This window comes from Pseudomonas sp. LBUM1670 (genome assembly GCF_059695695.1).
The window spans coordinates 3,971,186-3,989,667 of the sequence record NZ_CP166783.1; the positions used below are offsets into that span (position 1 = coordinate 3,971,186).

At 56.2% G+C, this 18,482-nt stretch carries 12 protein-coding genes, 2 tRNA genes, 3 rRNA genes and 3 pseudogenes; 9 read left to right on the top strand and 11 right to left on the bottom strand.

Annotation, left to right across the window (positions count from 1 at the left end):
• The first annotated feature begins 76 nt into the window (after positions 1-76).
• On the top strand, positions 77-772 hold the full coding sequence (gene inhA / locus ACA073_RS17965) for an isonitrile hydratase (protein ID WP_497398281.1): 696 nt from the start codon (positions 77-79) through the stop codon (positions 770-772).
• A gap of 771 nt (positions 773-1,543) precedes the next feature.
• On the opposite strand, the gene ACA073_RS17970 is transcribed toward inhA, so the two are convergent.
• Positions 1,544-2,032 (bottom strand): SRPBCC family protein, encoded by a 489-nt coding sequence (locus ACA073_RS17970; RefSeq protein ID WP_497398283.1) that lies wholly within the window; start codon positions 2,030-2,032, stop codon positions 1,544-1,546.
• 197 nt (positions 2,033-2,229) lie between these two features.
• Between ACA073_RS17970 and ACA073_RS17975 the strand changes: the two genes are divergently transcribed.
• The gene (locus ACA073_RS17975; protein ID WP_497398285.1) at positions 2,230-2,631 is read left to right on the top strand and encodes a lysozyme inhibitor LprI family protein; all 402 of its coding nucleotides are present in this window, start codon (positions 2,230-2,232) and stop codon (positions 2,629-2,631) included.
• Between the two features lie 135 nt (positions 2,632-2,766).
• Here the strand turns inward: ACA073_RS17975 and ACA073_RS17980 are convergent.
• Positions 2,767-3,114: pseudogene (locus ACA073_RS17980) on the bottom strand (quinohemoprotein amine dehydrogenase subunit beta); the annotation flags it as partial.
• A 194-nt stretch (positions 3,115-3,308) separates the two neighbouring features.
• On the opposite strand from ACA073_RS17980, the gene ACA073_RS17985 reads away from it, so the two are divergent.
• On the top strand, positions 3,309-3,665 hold the full coding sequence (locus ACA073_RS17985) for a hypothetical protein (protein ID WP_497398287.1): 357 nt from the start codon (positions 3,309-3,311) through the stop codon (positions 3,663-3,665).
• 50 nt (positions 3,666-3,715) lie between these two features.
• Here the strand turns inward: ACA073_RS17985 and ACA073_RS17990 are convergent, their stop codons facing one another.
• Entirely contained in the window at positions 3,716-3,970 is a 255-nt protein-coding gene (locus ACA073_RS17990; RefSeq protein ID WP_497398289.1) for a DUF1652 domain-containing protein, read from the bottom strand.
• A gap of 274 nt (positions 3,971-4,244) precedes the next feature.
• Between ACA073_RS17990 and ACA073_RS17995 the strand changes: the two are divergent.
• Positions 4,245-4,448 (top strand): annotated as a pseudogene (locus ACA073_RS17995) (aldehyde dehydrogenase); the annotation flags it as partial.
• Positions 4,449-4,777: 329 nt separating this feature from the next.
• A pseudogene (locus ACA073_RS18000) lies at positions 4,778-4,957 on the top strand (LysR family transcriptional regulator); the annotation flags it as partial.
• 12 nt (positions 4,958-4,969) lie between these two features.
• On the opposite strand, the gene mrdA reads toward ACA073_RS18000, so the two are convergent.
• From mrdA to ACA073_RS18030, 6 genes are all read right to left on the bottom strand, one after another.
• Positions 4,970-6,862: a penicillin-binding protein 2 gene (gene mrdA / locus ACA073_RS18005; protein ID WP_497398291.1), complete on the bottom strand. Its 1,893-nt coding sequence runs from the start codon at positions 6,860-6,862 to the stop codon at positions 4,970-4,972.
• Positions 6,863-7,265: 403 nt separating this feature from the next.
• Positions 7,266-7,381, bottom strand: a 5S ribosomal RNA gene (rrf, locus tag ACA073_RS18010).
• Between the two features lie 146 nt (positions 7,382-7,527).
• Positions 7,528-10,419, bottom strand: a 23S ribosomal RNA gene (locus ACA073_RS18015).
• A 236-nt stretch (positions 10,420-10,655) separates the two neighbouring features.
• A tRNA-Ala gene (locus ACA073_RS18020) sits at positions 10,656-10,731 on the bottom strand.
• Positions 10,732-10,759: 28 nt separating this feature from the next.
• Positions 10,760-10,836 (bottom strand) — tRNA-Ile (locus ACA073_RS18025).
• A gap of 82 nt (positions 10,837-10,918) precedes the next feature.
• A 16S ribosomal RNA gene (locus ACA073_RS18030) occupies positions 10,919-12,455 on the bottom strand.
• The 16S, 23S and 5S rRNA genes sit together here with 2 tRNA genes alongside, the layout of an rRNA operon.
• Positions 12,456-13,125: 670 nt before the next feature.
• Between ACA073_RS18030 and rhtA the strand changes: the two genes are divergently transcribed.
• Positions 13,126-14,013 carry a threonine/homoserine exporter RhtA gene (gene rhtA, locus ACA073_RS18035; protein ID WP_497398293.1) on the top strand — a complete coding sequence of 296 codons (888 nt, stop codon included), beginning with the start codon at positions 13,126-13,128 and terminating at the stop codon, positions 14,011-14,013.
• A 169-nt stretch (positions 14,014-14,182) separates the two neighbouring features.
• The gene (locus tag ACA073_RS18040; protein ID WP_497398295.1) at positions 14,183-14,464 is read left to right on the top strand and encodes a hypothetical protein; all 282 of its coding nucleotides are present in this window, start codon (positions 14,183-14,185) and stop codon (positions 14,462-14,464) included.
• 15 nt (positions 14,465-14,479) lie between these two features.
• On the opposite strand, the gene ACA073_RS18045 is transcribed toward ACA073_RS18040, so the two are convergent.
• A complete protein-coding gene (locus tag ACA073_RS18045) occupies positions 14,480-15,040 on the bottom strand; it encodes a TetR/AcrR family transcriptional regulator (protein WP_497398297.1) in 561 nt (186 codons plus the stop codon).
• 91 nt (positions 15,041-15,131) lie between these two features.
• Here ACA073_RS18045 and ACA073_RS18050 point away from each other — a divergent pair, with 91 nt between their 5' ends.
• The gene (locus tag ACA073_RS18050; protein WP_497398299.1) at positions 15,132-15,860 is read left to right on the top strand and encodes an SDR family oxidoreductase; all 729 of its coding nucleotides are present in this window, start codon (positions 15,132-15,134) and stop codon (positions 15,858-15,860) included.
• Between the two features lie 36 nt (positions 15,861-15,896).
• On the top strand, positions 15,897-16,487 hold the full coding sequence (locus ACA073_RS18055; protein ID WP_497398301.1) for a 2-hydroxychromene-2-carboxylate isomerase: 591 nt from the start codon (positions 15,897-15,899) through the stop codon (positions 16,485-16,487).
• 132 nt (positions 16,488-16,619) lie between these two features.
• On the opposite strand, the gene ACA073_RS18060 is transcribed toward ACA073_RS18055, so the two are convergent.
• Entirely contained in the window at positions 16,620-18,428 is a 1,809-nt protein-coding gene (locus ACA073_RS18060) for an aminopeptidase P family protein (RefSeq protein WP_497398303.1), read from the bottom strand.
• Positions 18,429-18,482 lie beyond the last annotated feature (54 nt).

Here is an 18,482-nt window from a genome sequence, read left to right on the forward strand (position 1 = left end):
GTGGGGTAATTGGCGTATGCGCCAAATCCTACGAGCCTAGAGTGAAGCCGTCCACCCACTTCACGAGAAAAACGCCATGACGTTGCAGATCGGTTTTCTGTTGTTCCCGCAAGTGCAGCAACTGGACCTGACTGGTCCTTACGACGTGCTGGCCTCGCTGCCGGACGTAAAGGTGCATCTGATCTGGAAGGACCTGATGCCAGTCACCGCGAGCACCGGCCTGGTACTGAAACCCACCGTCACCTTCGACGATTGCCCGGCACTCGATGTGATCTGCATTCCCGGCGGCAGCGGTGTCGGTCCGTTGATGGAGGATGACGAAACGTTGGCGTTCATCAAGGCTCAGGCGACCCATGCGCGGTATGTCACTTCGGTTTGCACGGGAGCGCTGGTGCTGGGCGCTGCGGGTCTGCTCAAGGGTAAACACGCTACCACTCACTGGGCGTATCACGAATTGCTCGCGCCATTGGGTGCGATCCCGGTGAAGGATCGAGTGGTGCGCGATGGCAATCTGTTGACGGGCGGCGGCATCACCGCGGGCATTGATTTCGCCCTGACCCTGGCCGCTGAATTGTTCGGTAAGGACACGGCAGAGCTGGTGCAGTTGCAGCTGGAATATGCTCCCGCGCCGCCGTTTGCTTCGGGCTGTCCTGAGACCGCGCCGTTCAGTGTGCTAGAGGAAGCGCGGAAACGAGCTGCCGGGGCGTTGAAATTGCGCTCGGAAATCACCGAGCGTGCTGCGGCGAAGCTCGATCAGGTATCAGTTCGCTGATCCATTCCTCGGTGCAGCCAGTGTCCGGCTTCATCGAGGACTTTCAATCGCCCACAAAAAAACCCGCCTAAGCGGGTTTTCTCAAGACCATTGCGACATCCTGTCAGCAGCCATCCAGGCCTATGGTCGATCATCCGTGATCCTGAGTGCATCCTGCGACTCAGTTGATGGATCCAGACTAAGCCTATTGTTGAAGCGTAAACAGACGACATACCCGCGCTCTGGTGTAAGCCATTGACCATCAAAGACCCAAATCTGTACGCCGACAGCATGGGAGCGAGCCTTCGTGGCGAGGGGATTTATCCCCGTTGGGCTGCGAAGCGGCCCCGAAATGGAAAACTGCGGTGTGTCAGGTACACCGCATAGAATGGTTTTACGACTGCTCCGCAGCCACACGGGGTGGTGCGGCATTCCGATAAATCCCCTCACCACACAGGCTGGCTCCCACAAAAAAAATGCTCAGCTTTTCAGCAGACGAAAAAAAACCCGCCGAAGCGGGTTTTTCCCAAGACCATGTCGACTCCCTGTCGATAGCGTTCCTTGCTGATGGCCGATCATCCATGATCCTGAAGCGCTTCCTGTGCTTCAGTTGATGTGGCCAGATTACGCATCGGATCCAATCCGCAACAGACGACATAGTTACCGCTACGTGTAAGACATTCGCTATACCACCCCTTCCGAAAACCCTTAGACGCGTCAGGTGTCGAGCCTGGAAGCCGCGAGTTTCCGGGCCTGCAGCCGCGCTTTAACCAAGGTTCGAACTGACAGCCATTATTCTTTCTGATGCTCGCGAGCCTTGGTGTTGATCTTCAGAAACTCTTCGATGTTGCTCATCTGCTCATCCCAGCCACGGCTGTCCATGCGGAACGCCTTGAGTCGGCGCGTCTGTGGAACGTGATCGAAACCCGACTCGACGACCGTCAGCAATGTGCCTTCGTCCAGGTCCTGAAGTTCGAATTTCACCAGCGTGGTGGGTTCCTGGGAGTAATCGACGTCCGGCTCGACGGCATACGGGTGCCAGCGAAACGAAAAAACCCGCTCCGGCTCGACTCGCTCCACCAGGACATTCCACAACAAATGCTCATAACCTGGGTAAGTAATCTGCCCCTGAGTCCACTCACCGGCGACAAAACGCTTGCCCTCCAGCGCCACGCCAAACCACTGCCCGAACGCCTCGGCATTGGCCAGCACACGCCAGACCTGCGAGCGCGGCGCTTTAAGCAGGATCTTCCTTTCGATGCGATCTGATGCTGGGTTCATAAGTCACCTCCTGTAATGAACAGTAGGCCTGTAAGACCACAAGCCCCACCTTAAAGTTGTATCAATGGGGCTTCTCAATCAACCCTGCCTTAAATATTCGGCCGCACATCCGGGCCAAAGTTCGGGGTTGAGAACCGTAAGCGGATGAGGCTTCGCTACACTGCACCTCCACTTTTCCTTACACAGCGAGAATCCCCATGCTCCCACGCTTGCTTCTGGCGCTGACGCCGTTGCTGCTCACCACCGTTGCCCATGCCGTCGATTGCGACAACGCCACCGACCAGGTCACGATGAATCAATGTGCGGCGCAGCAGAACAAGGCGGCGGACAAGGAGTTGAATGCGCTGTACCAGCAGATCACCGAGCGTTTGAAGGGCCATCCCGACAGCAAGAAGCTGTTGGTTGGCGCGCAGCGGGCGTGGATCGGGTTTCGGGATGCCGAGTGCAAGTTTTCCGCGTCAGCGGTTGAGGGCGGGAGTGTTTATCCGTTGATTTACAGCAATTGCATTACGGATCTGACCAAGGCGCGGGTGCAGGCTTTCAAAATTTACTTGAAGTGTCAGGAGGGGGATTTGAGTTGTCCGGTGCCTGGGCAGTAATTTCTCTATTGTTTTTGATGGCCTCTTCGCGGGCAAGCCTCGCTCCTACAGGTTCGGAGTGATCGCACCATTTGGTACGACGCTAACCTGTAGGAGCGAGGCTTGCCCGCGAAGGCGTCAGATCAGACGCCGCAATTACCGAACAAATATCTGCGCAGTCTTGATCGCCATATCCCCACCCGGCAATTTGATGCTGCCGATCGGCTTCATGCTCTCGGCATCAAAAATCGCCACATCGTTAAACGTCCCAGCCAGGTAGATCTTGCTGCCATCCTTGTTGAAGGAAATGCAGTAGCAGGAATGATCCAGCGTCGCCGCCTGGAGTATTTTCGTCTCTTTGATGTCGTACTTCGCCAGACGATTGAGCACGCCGAACATCAGGTTCGGGTCCTTCGGTGAGCGCATGCCGCTGAAGTAGATTTCCGTCAGCGGGCCGAAGTCGTCGGTTTCGGTCTTGCCGGTTTTCAGGTCGATGCTGAACAGCTAAGCGGTTGCGTGAAGTTGACTGCTATAAAGCAAGCTTGATCGAGAGCGCCTGCGTCTAATATCGCGACAGTTGTTGCAGTCTGAGACAAGCATAGATGCGTGGCCGGGACAGCTCATCGCCCGAGGATTGACGACAGTCCCCTATGGGCGCGAAATAGTTCTTCACCAATTGCCAGTCAGGGAGTCACAAAATGGCAAGCATCACTGTCCTGGCGGGGGACTTTCTGCAGGGTGACGGAGAGTACAGAGACGACGTTTTCACCCTGAGAACGTCGCTTCACCCGTGGCCCGGCATCGCCCTGCCCCTCTCCTCGTTCAAAAGCGTGGAAGTCGCCAACGAGGATTCGATCAACAACATCAAGGACGCCATCGGCTTCGGCGTCGCCGGCGCCATGCTGCTCGGCCCCATCGGCGCGATTGCCGGTTTCATGCTCGCAGGGAAAGAAACCGAAGTGACCTTTCTGGCAACGCTGAAGGACGACAGAAAGCTGCTGGCTGCCGTGGATGGCCACACATTCGAAGAGATTTCCCGGAAAATCGCGGCTTGATTGCTCAGCGCAAGCCGCACCGGTTGTCAACGGTGCGGCTTGACGACGGTTCAGATGGAATAGGTGGGATGAATGCTCTTGTGCGCCTCGATCTCCTGGCGCATGTCCGCTACCAGCGTGGCGATGGCATGGGGACTGTCCAGTGTCCACACCGGAACGTGGGTAGCGATCAGGTCCACTTTGCCAGTCATGCGGTCACAGACCCGGATCGTCAGGGACTGGTCCGCTTCCATGTTGCAAGTGCAGACGGCGGGTAGAAAACTGTGTTCGATGATGTTTTGGATTTCAAGCGTTGAAAGGAACATCGCAACCTCCATTACGCCAGATGTGTAGCAAGGGAAATGTTCCGTCATGTCACCCACCGAGCCTGAAAATTCTAATCCTCCACCGAAGGTGGCTCAAGGCTGAGAACCGGTTGCTCGTCGTCTCAGATAGTGTCGCGAAATGCGACAAAACCGATTTATCCATTAGCCCCTTCCCCCTCAAACAACGCGCCAGCCTTGGGCCTGCGGCGCCTTTTCGGCACATGGCACAGCCATTGCGAAAGCCTCGTTCTCACGATCAACAAGAGGCCTCGCCATGACGCTCCCCTACCTGCTTCCCGCCACCTCGGCGTTCATCCAGCGCGCCCCGCGCATGCTTATCGGCGGCGACTGGGCCGAGGCCGCCGACGGCCAGACCATGCCCCTGCACAACCCGGCCACCGGCGAGGTGCTGTGCGTGGTGCCGCGGGCCACGCCGGAAGACGTTGACCGCGCAGACTTCGCCCTCGAGGTGGAGTTTTTCCCGGGCCAGCCGGGCTTCGCGGTGCAGCGTGGGGGAAGTTGGTTTTATTAGCGCCATCAAGCGCTCCGGATCGGTCCCCCTGCGCTCTTTTAAGTTCAGCGCCCTGCCGCAATCTTTACGTTAACGTCAGGGCGATGGAGAGTGTGTTCCATCCGTTGCACCGCGCTATCGTTCTTCGCGGGCAAGCCTCGCTCCTACAGGACTGGGTTGAACGAAAATATTTCATTCGGCACATCTGTAGGGGCGAGGCTTGCCCGCGAAGGCGATCAATCAGGCACTACATAAATCAGATCTGCCCCACTTCACCGCCAGCGCTACCCGCCCGTTCGCATCTGGTGCGAACGGATGTCGAGCAAGGTTTGCTCTGGCGCTTGCCGCCGGAAGACGGGGTGGTGGATTTCGATATCCAGTTGCTGTGGAATCGCGAGCAGAAGATGAGTCAGGCCGAAACCGTGTTCCTCGAAAGCTTCCAGCACATGCTCAGCATAAGTGAGCCTGTACTGTGAAGCCTTGATCAGTTAAACGTGAGGATCGCCAGGCGCTTTACTCGGCGTGGCGTATTGCGGTTTCAGGTGACCATCCCGATCGAGTAACCAGGCGTCCATGATCTGCCGCACCACTGGGCCGGCGACGCGACCGCCGGCCTCGCCATTCTCGATCATCACCGAGATCACAATCTTCGGATGCTCGGCCGGAGCGAAACCGACAAACAAGGCGTTGTCGCGGTTACGTTCCAGGGTTTTCGCCCGGTTGTAGCGCTCGCCCTGTTTGATCGCGACCACTTGCGCCGTACCACTCTTGCCGGCGATCCGGTACTGAGCACCCTGCGCGGCCGCTCGGGCAATCCCTCGTACGTCGTGCATCACCATTTGCATGCCGTGGTTGACCTGCTCCCAGTCACGCGGGTCCTTCAACAGGATGTTTGGCATCGGATGCTCATCCACGGGCGCCACACCGTCTACAGTCTTGGCCAGGTGCGGTCGGTTCCACACACCTTTGTTGGCGATCAGCGCAGTGGCTTGAGCCAGCTGCAGCGGCGTGACCTGCATGTAACCCTGGCCGATGCCGAGGATCACGGTCTCGCCGGGGAACCATGCCTGACGACGCGTTGCACGTTTCCAGGCCTGGGACGGCATCAGGCCGGCTGACTCTTCGAACATGTCCAGCGAGACCTTCTCACCGAGGCCGAACATCGCCATGTAGTCGTGCAGGCGATCAATGCCCAGCTTGTGCGCCAGATCGTAGAAGTAGGTGTCATTGGAGCGCATGATCGCTGCGTCCATGTCCACCCAGCCATCGCCGCTGTGGTTCCAGTTGCGGTACTTGTGATCAAAGTCGGGAAGTTGGTAGTAACCGGGGTCGAAGACCCGGGTCTGCGGCGTGACCACGCCGGCGTCGATACCGGCGATGGCCACTTCTGGTTTGATAGTCGAGCCCGGTGCGTAGAGGCCGCGCAACACACGGTTGAACAGCGGTCGGTCGATGGAATCGTGTAGCGCCGCATATTCCTTGAAGCTGATCCCGGTCACGAACAGGTTGGGGTCGAAGCTCGGCTTGCTGACCATGGCCAGGACTTCGCCGGTCGAGGGGTCGAGCGCGACCACGGAACCGCGACGATCACCCAAGGCCTCTTCAGCGGCTTCCTGAAGTTTGACGTCGAGGCTCAGGACGATGTTTTTGCCAGGGATCGGATCGGTGTGCTTGAGCACCCGCAGCACGCGGCCCTGAGCGTTGGTTTCGACTTCCTCATAACCGACGTGGCCGTGCAACTCTGACTCGTAGAACTTTTCAATCCCGGTTTTGCCGATGGATTGGGTGCCCCGGTACTCGACCGTATCCAGGGCTTTGGATTCTTTTTCGTTGATGCGACCGACGTAGCCGATCGAGTGCGCGAAGTGAGCGCCCATCGGGTAGTGACGAACGAATTGGGGCTCCACATCGATCCCGGGCAGGCGGAATTCGTTGACGGCGAGTACTGCGATTTGTTGTTCGCTCAGTTCATAGAACAAGGTGACTGGCACGAATGGGTGGCGTGCCTGCTTCATCGCCTTGTCGAACAGCGTCCTGTCTTCAGCGGGTAATTGCAGGAGGTTGACCACCTCGTCCAGTTCCTCTTTGACGTCGGAGGCGCGTTCGCGAGTGATGGTCAGGTTGAAACTGGGGCGGTTGTCGGCAAGGATCACACCGTTGCGGTCGTAGATCAGCCCTCGCGTGGGGGTGATCGGCAAGACATGGACGCGATTGTTTTCGGAAATCGTCGAGTGGTAGTCAAATTCCACCACTTGCAGCACGTACATGCGCACCACCAGTGCGCAGCTGATGGCGACAACGAACAACGCGCAGGCCATCAGCCTTTTATTGACCAGGCGCGTCTCTTTTTCGTGGTCCTTGATCGGTATCGGTTCCGGCATTTCTGCAGCTGCTCTTTAACTAAAAATGGGGCGCCGATCCGTAGGCGTGGAATCAGTCCGTTAAAAAACGAGCTGCACCATACCAAAAACGGTGCGCTCGCTTTAGTGCGATTTCCTCTAACGGTTGTCCTTGATGGCCAAATCGAAGGTCGGCGGCGGATTGCCGAGGAACGGCCTTTCGGTGTTCCGGATCTGAAGCAACATGCGGCGATGGCATGTGCGGCGTAGCGAACGGTCGGTTACCGACGTTATCGAAGGGATCGCTAAATGCGTTCTGCCGAAGTTTCACTGCTATGGCAGTGAGTTCAGGGGCAGCCGAAGAGGCTGTCCTTTTTTACGTCACTTTCCTGCGGGCAAAACAAAACCCCTACCTGCATACGCAGATAGGGGTTTCGGAATTTAATCTTGACGATGACCTACTCTCACATGGGGAAACCCCACACTACCATCGGCGATGCATCGTTTCACTGCTGAGTTCGGGATGGGATCAGGTGGTTCCAATGCTCTATGGTCGTCAAGAAATTCGGGTACCGAACCGTCTTTCGACGCTTCAGCAAATTGGGTATGCAATAGATTTGTGTGTTGCTCTCGAACTTTCGGTTCATTGCGTCTTCACACACCGCAATCTGATGCTCTCTCGAGTAGTCAAATTGCTTGGGTGTTATATGGTCAAGCCTCACGGGCAATTAGTATTGGTTAGCTCAACGCCTCACAGCGCTTACACACCCAACCTATCAACGTCGTAGTCTTCGACGGCCCTTCAGGGGACTCAAGGTCCCAGTGAGATCTCATCTTGAGGCTAGTTTCCCGCTTAGATGCTTTCAGCGGTTATCTATTCCGAACATAGCTACCCGGCAATGCCACTGGCGTGACAACCGGAACACCAGAGGTTCGTCCACTCCGGTCCTCTCGTACTAGGAGCAGCCCCTCTCAAATCTCAAACGTCCACGGCAGATAGGGACCGAACTGTCTCACGACGTTCTAAACCCAGCTCGCGTACCACTTTAAATGGCGAACAGCCATACCCTTGGGACCGGCTTCAGCCCCAGGATGTGATGAGCCGACATCGAGGTGCCAAACACCGCCGTCGATATGAACTCTTGGGCGGTATCAGCCTGTTATCCCCGGAGTACCTTTTATCCGTTGAGCGATGGCCCTTCCATACAGAACCACCGGATCACTAAGACCTACTTTCGTACCTGCTCGACGTGTCTGTCTCGCAGTCAAGCGCGCTTTTGCCTTTATACTCTACGACCGATTTCCGACCGGTCTGAGCGCACCTTCGTACTCCTCCGTTACTCTTTAGGAGGAGACCGCCCCAGTCAAACTACCCACCATACACTGTCCTCGATCCGGATAACGGACCTGAGTTAGAACCTCAAAGTTGCCAGGGTGGTATTTCAAGGTTGGCTCCACGCGAACTGGCGTCCACGCTTCAAAGCCTCCCACCTATCCTACACAAGCAAATTCAAAGTCCAGTGCAAAGCTATAGTAAAGGTTCACGGGGTCTTTCCGTCTAGCCGCGGATACACTGCATCTTCACAGCGATTTCAATTTCACTGAGTCTCGGGTGGAGACAGCGCCGCCATCGTTACGCCATTCGTGCAGGTCGGAACTTACCCGACAAGGAATTTCGCTACCTTAGGACCGTTATAGTTACGGCCGCCGTTTACCGGGGCTTCGATCAAGAGCTTCGCGTTAGCTAACCCCATCAATTAACCTTCCGGCACCGGGCAGGCGTCACACCCTATACGTCCACTTTCGTGTTTGCAGAGTGCTGTGTTTTTAATAAACAGTCGCAGCGGCCTGGTATCTTCGACCGGCATGGGCTTACGGAGCAAGTCCTTCACCCTCACCGGCGCACCTTCTCCCGAAGTTACGGTGCCATTTTGCCTAGTTCCTTCACCCGAGTTCTCTCAAGCGCCTTGGTATTCTCTACCCAACCACCTGTGTCGGTTTGGGGTACGGTTCCTGGTTACCTGAAGCTTAGAAGCTTTTCTTGGAAGCATGGCATCAACCACTTCGTGTTCTAAAAGAACACTCGTCATCAGCTCTCGGCCTTGGAATCCCGGATTTACCTAAGATTCCAGCCTACCACCTTAAACTTGGACAACCAACGCCAAGCTGGCCTAGCCTTCTCCGTCCCTCCATCGCAATAACCAGAAGTACAGGAATATTAACCTGTTTTCCATCGACTACGCTTTTCAGCCTCGCCTTAGGGACCGACTAACCCTGCGTCGATTAACGTTGCGCAGGAAACCTTGGTCTTTCGGCGTGGGTGTTTTTCACACCCATTGTCGTTACTCATGTCAGCATTCGCACTTCTGATACCTCCAGCAAGCTTCTCAACTCACCTTCACAGGCTTACAGAACGCTCCTCTACCGCATCACCTAAGTGATACCCGTAGCTTCGGTGTATGGTTTGAGCCCCGTTACATCTTCCGCGCAGGCCGACTCGACTAGTGAGCTATTACGCTTTCTTTAAAGGGTGGCTGCTTCTAAGCCAACCTCCTAGCTGTCTAAGCCTTCCCACATCGTTTCCCACTTAACCATAACTTTGGGACCTTAGCTGACGGTCTGGGTTGTTTCCCTTTTCACGACGGACGTTAGCACCCGCCGTGTGTCTCCCATGCTCGGCACTTGTAGGTATTCGGAGTTTGCATCGGTTTGGTAAGTCGGGATGACCCCCTAGCCGAAACAGTGCTCTACCCCCTACAGTGATACATGAGGCGCTACCTAAATAGCTTTCGAGGAGAACCAGCTATCTCCGAGCTTGATTAGCCTTTCACTCCGATCCACAGGTCATCCGCTAACTTTTCAACGGTAGTCGGTTCGGTCCTCCAGTTAGTGTTACCCAACCTTCAACCTGCCCATGGATAGATCGCCCGGTTTCGGGTCTATTCCCAGCGACTAGACGCCCTATTAAGACTCGCTTTCGCTACGCCTCCCCTATTCGGTTAAGCTCGCCACTGAAAATAAGTCGCTGACCCATTATACAAAAGGTACGCAGTCACCCAACAAAGTGGGCTCCCACTGCTTGTACGCATACGGTTTCAGGATCTATTTCACTCCCCTCTCCGGGGTTCTTTTCGCCTTTCCCTCACGGTACTAGTTCACTATCGGTCAGTCAGTAGTATTTAGCCTTGGAGGATGGTCCCCCCATATTCAGACAAAGTTTCTCGTGCTCCGTCCTACTCGATTTCATGACCAAGAGATTTTCGCGTACAGGGCTATCACCCACTATGGCCGCACTTTCCAGAGCGTTCCGCTAATCTCAAAGCCACTTAAGGGCTAGTCCCCGTTCGCTCGCCACTACTAAGGGAATCTCGGTTGATTTCTTTTCCTCAGGGTACTTAGATGTTTCAGTTCCCCTGGTTCGCTTCTTAAGCCTATGTATTCAGCTTAAGATACCTAACTTATGTTAGGTGGGTTCCCCCATTCAGACATCTCCGGATCACAGTCTGTTTGCCGACTCCCCGAAGCTTTTCGCAGGCTACCACGTCTTTCATCGCCTCTGACTGCCAAGGCATCCACCGTATGCGCTTCTTCACTTGACCATATAACCCCAAGCAATCTGGTTATACTGTGAAGACGACATTCGCCGAAAATTCGCGATTAAACTCACAAATTTTACCTTAGCCTGATCCGTTACCAGTGAAAGTAACGTTCAGTCTATCTTTCTATCACATACCCAAATTTTTAAAGAACGATCTAGCCAAAGACTAGAAATCAACATTCACCATGATCACCATGGAATGCTCATTTCTAAGCTTTCAACAAACAGAAGCAGTAGTGGTGGAGCCAAACGGGATCGAACCGTTGACCTCCTGCGTGCAAGGCAGGCGCTCTCCCAGCTGAGCTATGGCCCCGTATTGCTACAGGTTCCCACACAAAAATTGGTGGGTCTGGGCAGATTCGAACTGCCGACCTCACCCTTATCAGGGGTGCGCTCTAACCAACTGAGCTACAGACCCAATTTCGGGCTGCTTCTTATCGTCTTCTTCAATGAATCAAGCAATTCGTGTGGGAACTTATGGAGCAGCTGATGTCGTCGATTAAGGAGGTGATCCAGCCGCAGGTTCCCCTACGGCTACCTTGTTACGACTTCACCCCAGTCATGAATCACACCGTGGTAACCGTCCTCCCGAAGGTTAGACTAGCTACTTCTGGTGCAACCCACTCCCATGGTGTGACGGGCGGTGTGTACAAGGCCCGGGAACGTATTCACCGCGACATTCTGATTCGCGATTACTAGCGATTCCGACTTCACGCAGTCGAGTTGCAGACTGCGATCCGGACTACGATCGGTTTTGTGGGATTAGCTCCACCTCGCGGCTTGGCAACCCTCTGTACCGACCATTGTAGCACGTGTGTAGCCCAGGCCGTAAGGGCCATGATGACTTGACGTCATCCCCACCTTCCTCCGGTTTGTCACCGGCAGTCTCCTTAGAGTGCCCACCATTACGTGCTGGTAACTAAGGACAAGGGTTGCGCTCGTTACGGGACTTAACCCAACATCTCACGACACGAGCTGACGACAGCCATGCAGCACCTGTCTCAATGTTCCCGAAGGCACCAATCCATCTCTGGAAAGTTCATTGGATGTCAAGGCCTGGTAAGGTTCTTCGCGTTGCTTCGAATTAAACCACATGCTCCACCGCTTGTGCGGGCCCCCGTCAATTCATTTGAGTTTTAACCTTGCGGCCGTACTCCCCAGGCGGTCAACTTAATGCGTTAGCTGCGCCACTAAGAGCTCAAGGCTCCCAACGGCTAGTTGACATCGTTTACGGCGTGGACTACCAGGGTATCTAATCCTGTTTGCTCCCCACGCTTTCGCACCTCAGTGTCAGTATCAGTCCAGGTGGTCGCCTTCGCCACTGGTGTTCCTTCCTATATCTACGCATTTCACCGCTACACAGGAAATTCCACCACCCTCTACCATACTCTAGCTTGTCAGTTTTGAATGCAGTTCCCAGGTTGAGCCCGGGGCTTTCACATCCAACTTAACAAACCACCTACGCGCGCTTTACGCCCAGTAATTCCGATTAACGCTTGCACCCTCTGTATTACCGCGGCTGCTGGCACAGAGTTAGCCGGTGCTTATTCTGTCGGTAACGTCAAAACAGCAAAGTATTAATTTACTGCCCTTCCTCCCAACTTAAAGTGCTTTACAATCCGAAGACCTTCTTCACACACGCGGCATGGCTGGATCAGGCTTTCGCCCATTGTCCAATATTCCCCACTGCTGCCTCCCGTAGGAGTCTGGACCGTGTCTCAGTTCCAGTGTGACTGATCATCCTCTCAGACCAGTTACGGATCGTCGCCTTGGTGAGCCATTACCTCACCAACTAGCTAATCCGACCTAGGCTCATCTGATAGCGCAAGGCCCGAAGGTCCCCTGCTTTCTCCCGTAGGACGTATGCGGTATTAGCGTCCGTTTCCGAGCGTTATCCCCCACTACCAGGCAGATTCCTAGGCATTACTCACCCGTCCGCCGCTCTCAAGAGAAGCAAGCTTCTCTCTACCGCTCGACTTGCATGTGTTAGGCCTGCCGCCAGCGTTCAATCTGAGCCATGATCAAACTCTTCAGTTCAAACATCTTTGGGTTTTTAAGAAACCCTAAACTTGGCTCAGCAATCGTTGGTTACATCTTTGATTTCTCGCGGAGTAACTTGTGATGCTGATAATCTTGTTGACTATCAGTCTGACTCCACAAGCACCCACACGAATTGCTTGATTCAGTTGTTAAAGAGCGGTTGGTTAAGATCTTTCGTCTCAACCGAGGCGCGCATTCTACAGCGTCCTCTGTATCTGTCAAGCGGTTATTTTGCGAAGTTTTCAAAGTTTCCTTTGCAACTTCAACCACTTGCGCTTCCGATCTCTCGTTAGCGGGAGGCGAATTCTACAGCGTTACTCGCTGCTGTCAACACCTCTTTTTCTCCGCTTTCGACCGAGACGATCGAATCGTCAAAAGAGCCCAACAACACCGCTCTTTCAACTCCTTCTGGGCTTCGATGATCTGAAGCAACTCACTGCCGAAAACTGCGTAACTCTTTGTTTACCAAGGAGTTTTCAGTCTCGACTGCGCCGGAAGTGGGGCGAATTATAGACTTCCAGAATCTGCCGTCAACCCCTGATTTGGATTTTCTATCAGGATGTTCAAAATCACCGCTTATATATAGACGCGCCCGCCTTGAATGCGCAGTATATTGCCCAATACACGAAACAATTCTTTCGCTCCCTGCCTTGGACGATGCCACGCCATGAATGACCAGCCTCGCAGCTTTGCCTCGACCCTGTTCTCAGTGGGCCTGCTATTAATAGCCATGGCGTCGATCCAGTCCGGAGCTTCCCTGGCCAAAAGCATGTTCCCTGTTATCGGCGCTCAAGGAACGACTACCCTGCGATTGATCTTCGCCAGCCTGATCATGATCGTAATTCTGCGCCCCTGGCGGGCGAAGCTCACCACAAAATCCCTGCGTACCGTTATCGTCTACGGAATGGCGCTGGGCGGTATGAACTTCCTCTTCTATATGTCCTTGCGCACAGTTCCTCTGGGCATCGCGGTAGCGCTGGAGTTCACCGGCCCCTTGGCAGTGGCCATCTATGCCTCGCGTCGCGCGATCGACTTTTTGTGGATCGCCCTGGCGGCGGTCGGATTGCTGCTGTTAATACCGACAGGAGCAACAACTGCCAGTATCGATCTGCTCGGCGCGGGCTATGCCTTGGGGGCTGGTGCCTGCTGGGCGTTGTATATCCTCTTCGGCCAGAAGGCCGGCGCCGACAACGGCGTGCAGACGGCCGCACTGGGGGTGATGATCGCCGCGCTGTTCGTCGCGCCTATCGGAATTGTTCATGCTGGCGCCGCGCTGCTGACGCCATCGTTGATCCCTGTGGCCATCGGCGTTGCTATCCTCTCCACCGCCCTGCCCTATACGCTGGAGATGGTCGCCCTGACCCGAATGCCGACCCGCACGTTCGGTACGCTGATGAGTATTGAACCTGCGTTCGGCGCGCTGTCAGGTTTGCTGTTCCTCCATGAGTACCTTTCCCTGTTCCAGTGGATGGCTATCCTGTGCATCATTCTGGCTTCCGTCGGCGCGACCATGACCATGGGAAGCACCGCCAAGCCCGCCGTCGCGGCGGATTGATACAGGATTTGACGAAGCTCTGGTATTTACCGTGCATTTAGGCCATGTTTAGACCCGCAACCCAATGTCAGACATGGACTTTTCAGGATAGGGATATCAGAGACGCTTCGAGCAAAAGCGAATGCAGCCAGACCCGGGCGCAAAGATCCGGGACGCTTTAAGGACAGCAATGAAACGAATTATGATACTGATCGCCGTACTTGCAGTTGCGGGCTGCGCGGCGACATCGGAAACCCATACCAAACGTGGCAAGAAAGGGTTGCATGTCAACTGTTCCGGGCTCTCGTCATCCTGGGACAAGTGCTACACCAGCGCCGCCAATTCGTGCGCGCCCAAGGGATACAAAGTCATCGCCAAGTCAGGGGATGGCGTGGAAGAACCGGGTGATTATCCATTTGGTCTCAATCCCGCCGGCTATACCAGCCGCAGCATGATCGTCATCTGCAAATAGATTGATGCCGTCTCTTCAGGCCCGTGGGATTGCAATCTGACGGCCGATCTCATCGTAACTGGACTTCAACACCGTGCGCTGGATCTCTGGAGTGGCCAGCATTCGCGCCACCACCAATGCACCGATGCATTGAGACAGAATGGCCCATGCCAGGCTGTCGCTCTCCAGAATCTGCGCCCAACTCTCCTGAAGCCGACAAATCCATTTCTCCGCCTGCTGGCGAATCAATAGGTCTGAACGGGCAATTTCCGCACCCAAGGCCGGTAATGCACAACCGGATTCCGGGTTCTCGACATGGGACATGCTCAGGTAGTGCTTCAGGCAGCGTTCGAGCCTGTCACGGTCCTGGTCAGCCCCCAAGCGTTCCAGACTTTGACACAGCTCTCGCTCGACAATTGAAGCGAAGAGTTCATCCTTCGATGAAAAATGGCTGTAGAACGCCCCACCACTCAAGCCAATTGCCTTCATCATTGCATCGACACCGACCGTAGAGAAACCGGACTTCTTCGCCGACACCGCACTGCTTTCCAGCAGCTTCTCCTTGGTTTCCAGTTTGTGGCTGGCCGAGTAACGCATTGCCTTTCCCTCAGATTGATCGTCTTGACGCCTGTCGAATCGTAGCATAACGTTCGTTTAGTTAACGATCGTTTAGCAAAGGGATCTACCCATGAATAACAAGAAGGTCGTACTGGTTGTAGGTGCAGGTGATGCCACGGGCGGCGCTATCGCCAAACGTTTTGCGCAAGAAGGTTTCGTCGCGTGCGTTACCCGGCGCAGCGCAGACAAACTCCAGCCGCTGGTGGACGCCATTAACGCTGTTGGCGGCGAAGCCCATGGCTTTGCCTGCGATGCCCGCAAGGAAGAAGACGTGATTGCGCTGGTCGAGCAGATTGAAAGCCAGATCGGCCCCATCGAAGCGTTTGTGTTCAATATTGGCGCCAACGTGCCGTGCAGTATTCTCGAAGAAACCGCTCGCAAGTATTTCAAGATCTGGGAAATGGCCTGCTTCTCAGGCTTTCTCAATGCCCGTGAAGTGGCCAAGCGCATGGCCACGCGTCAACGAGGCACTATCCTGTTTACCGGTGCCACCGCCGGCCTGCGTGGCGCTGCAGGTTTCGCGGCGTTCGCTGGCGCCAAGCATGGCATTCGTGCGCTGGCCCAGAGCATGGCCCGCGAACTGGGGCCGATGAACATTCACGTTGCTCACGTCGTCGTCGATGGCGCCATCGATACTGATTTCATTCGCGATACGTTCCCCGAGAAGTATGCGACCAAGGATCAGGACGGCATCCTCAATCCCGAGCACATTGCCGAGAACTATTGGTACCTGCATACCCAGCCCCGCGACGCCTGGACCTTCGAGCTGGACCTGCGCCCCTGGAGCGAACGCTGGTAAGCCCTCCCCTACAACAATAATCAGAGAGCATCGACCATGAGCAAAACCGTGGAGTTCTACTTCGACCTCGGCAGCCCCGCCACCTACCTGGCTTACACCCAACTGCCGAAAATCTGCGCGCAGACCGACAGTCAGCTGATCTACATTCCGATCCTGCTGGGTGGCATCTTCAAGGCTACCGGCAATGCTTCACCGGCGACCATCCCGGCCAAAGGCCTCTATATGTTTCAGGACCTGGACCGCTATGCCAAACGTTATGGCGTGCCGCTGAAGTTCAATCCGAACTTTCCCATCAATACACTCATGCTGATGCGCGCGGCCACCGGCATACAGCTACGCCATCCGGAACGCTTCCAAGTCTTCATCGACTGCTTGTTTCATGCGATTTGGGTTGAGGGTCACAGCCTCGATAACCCGGCGACCGTCGCCTCGGTGCTGGCGCAGAACGGTTTTGATCCCACTGAAGTGCTGGCTCTGACCGCTGATGAAGACGTCAAAGCCGCACTCAAGGACAACACCGAGCAGGCCGTGCGACGCGGCGTGTTCGGCGCACCCAGCATGTTTGTCGATAACCAGCTGTTCTTCGGCCAGGATCGACTGGACTTCGTCCTTGAAGCCCTGGCTTAAATCTCGATGACCCACCGCCCCTGAGCCGCGCCCGAAGCGAGCAGCTCATGGGCGGACGCGGCAGTGTCCAGTGTGAACGTCCCGTCGGCTATATGAGCCAGGCGCTGGAAGCAGCGCCTGAGCTCAGGCCGATCAGATAGCGGCAGTTCGAGTGTTCAACCACTCCAGCGCTGCGCCGTCGAGCAACGGGCTCAAGCGCTCGCGCACTTCGGCGTGATACGCGTTGAACCATAGTTTTTCGTCCGACGTCAGCAACGACGGCTCCAGGCAACGGGTGTCGATCGGGCACAGGGTCAGGGTTTCGAATTTCAGGAACTCACCGAATTCGCTCTTGCCCGCTTCACGGTTCAACACCAGGTTCTCGATCCGCACGCCCCAGCGGCCCGGACGGTAAGTGCCCGGTTCGATGGAGGTGATCATGCCCGGCTGCATCGCGGTTTGCGGCGCGGCAGCGGCTTGATAGGCAATCACTTGCGGGCCTTCGTGAACGTTGAGGAAGTAGCCGACGCCGTGCCCGGTGCCGTGACCGTAATCGACGCTTTCCGCCCAGATCGGCGCACGGGCGATGGCATCCAGCAACGGCGACAAAATGCCCCGAGGGAATTGCGCACGGGACAGCGCGATGACGCCTTTGAGCACCCGCGTGCAATCGCGCTTCTGCTCGTCAGTCGGCGTACCGACCGGCACCATCCGCGTGATGTCGGTGGTGCCGCCCAGGTATTGGCCGCCGGAGTCGATCAGCAACAGACCGTCGCCTTCGATCACCGCGTGCTCTTCTTCGGTGGCGTGGTAATGCGGCATCGCACCATTGGCATTGAACGCGGCGATGGTGTTGAAACTCAGCGACACATAATCCGGGCGACGGGTGCGCGCCGCGGTCAGGTGTTTGTCGATGGTCAGTTCGGTGATGCGCTCGCGGCCCCACGCCGATTCCAGCCAGGCGAAGAATTCGCACAGCGCCGCGCCGTCCTGCTCCATGGCCTGACGGATGTGCTCGGCATCGGCCAGGCTTTTTTGCGATTTGGCCAGTGTCGTCGGGTTCAGGCCTTCGACCAGTTTTACGCCGCTGTCGAGGTTGTCCAGCAGGCCAGCCGTGACACGCGCCGGATCGACTTGCAGGCTCGCGCCGCTCGGCACCGCGCGCAAGGCGTCGGCCACTTCGCTGTAGTCGCGCAGGGTTACGCCGTCCTGCTCGAGGATCGCGCGCAGTTCGGCGCTGACTTTGCTGAGGGCCACGAACAGGGTCGCCTGTTGCTGGCTGATCAGCGCAAAGGAAACGAAAACCGGGTTGAACGACACATCGCCGCCGCGCAGGTTGAACAGCCAGGCGATGTCGTCGAGGGTAGCGATGAAATGCCAATCGGCGCCCCGCTCTTTCAACACTTCGCGCAGGCTGGCGAGTTTTTCGCCACGGCTGATCGTCGCCTGAGGCGGCAAGTGCTGATAGATCGGCTCGTTCGGCAGCGTCGGGCGATCGCTCCAGACTTCGCTCAGCAGATCGATATCGGTGCGCAAACGAGCACCGCGCTCTTCGAGTTTGCCACCCAGCGTACGTGCCGAGGCGACGGCCATCACCGCACCGTCCACCGCGACGACGCCGCCTTCAGGAGTTTGCTCGGCCAGCCAGTCCAGCGGCCCGGGCTGACCCGGTTGCAGCTTGACCAGCTCGATGCCGCTGCCGTTGAGTTCCTTGGTCGCTTGTTCCCAATAACGGCTGTCCGCCCAGACGCCGGCAAAATCCGGCGTCACGATCAGCGTGCCGACCGAGCCGTGAAAGCCCGACAGCCATTGCCGCCCTTGCCAGTAACCGGGCAGGTATTCCGACAGGTGCGGGTCGGCAGACGGCACCAGCAGGGCATGGATACCCTCCCGGCTCATCAGCTCGCGGGTGTGCGCCAGGCGCTCGGGCACCGATCCATTGATCGAAGGCTGCGTACTCATCATGTCTCCTGCTAATCACTTCATCATTATTGTTGAGCGCCGATCAGTGTCGGC

Bases quoted from the DNA above. Each gene is read 5' to 3' on its own strand.
- inhA (WP_497398281.1), top strand. From the start codon at position 77: ATGACGTTGCAGATCGGTTTTCTGTTGTTCCCGCAAGTGCAGCAACTG.
- ACA073_RS17970 (WP_497398283.1), bottom strand. From the start codon at position 2,032: ATGAACCCAGCATCAGATCGCATCGAAAGGAAGATCCTGCTTAAAGCG.
- ACA073_RS17975 (WP_497398285.1), top strand. From the start codon at position 2,230: ATGCTCCCACGCTTGCTTCTGGCGCTGACGCCGTTGCTGCTCACCACC.
- ACA073_RS17985 (WP_497398287.1), top strand. From the start codon at position 3,309: ATGGCAAGCATCACTGTCCTGGCGGGGGACTTTCTGCAGGGTGACGGA.
- ACA073_RS17990 (WP_497398289.1), bottom strand. From the start codon at position 3,970: ATGTTCCTTTCAACGCTTGAAATCCAAAACATCATCGAACACAGTTTT.
- mrdA (WP_497398291.1), bottom strand. From the start codon at position 6,862: ATGCCGGAACCGATACCGATCAAGGACCACGAAAAAGAGACGCGCCTG.
- rhtA (WP_497398293.1), top strand. From the start codon at position 13,126: ATGAATGACCAGCCTCGCAGCTTTGCCTCGACCCTGTTCTCAGTGGGC.
- ACA073_RS18040 (WP_497398295.1), top strand. From the start codon at position 14,183: ATGAAACGAATTATGATACTGATCGCCGTACTTGCAGTTGCGGGCTGC.
- ACA073_RS18045 (WP_497398297.1), bottom strand. From the start codon at position 15,040: ATGCGTTACTCGGCCAGCCACAAACTGGAAACCAAGGAGAAGCTGCTG.
- ACA073_RS18050 (WP_497398299.1), top strand. From the start codon at position 15,132: ATGAATAACAAGAAGGTCGTACTGGTTGTAGGTGCAGGTGATGCCACG.
- ACA073_RS18055 (WP_497398301.1), top strand. From the start codon at position 15,897: ATGAGCAAAACCGTGGAGTTCTACTTCGACCTCGGCAGCCCCGCCACC.
- ACA073_RS18060 (WP_497398303.1), bottom strand. From the start codon at position 18,428: ATGAGTACGCAGCCTTCGATCAATGGATCGGTGCCCGAGCGCCTGGCG.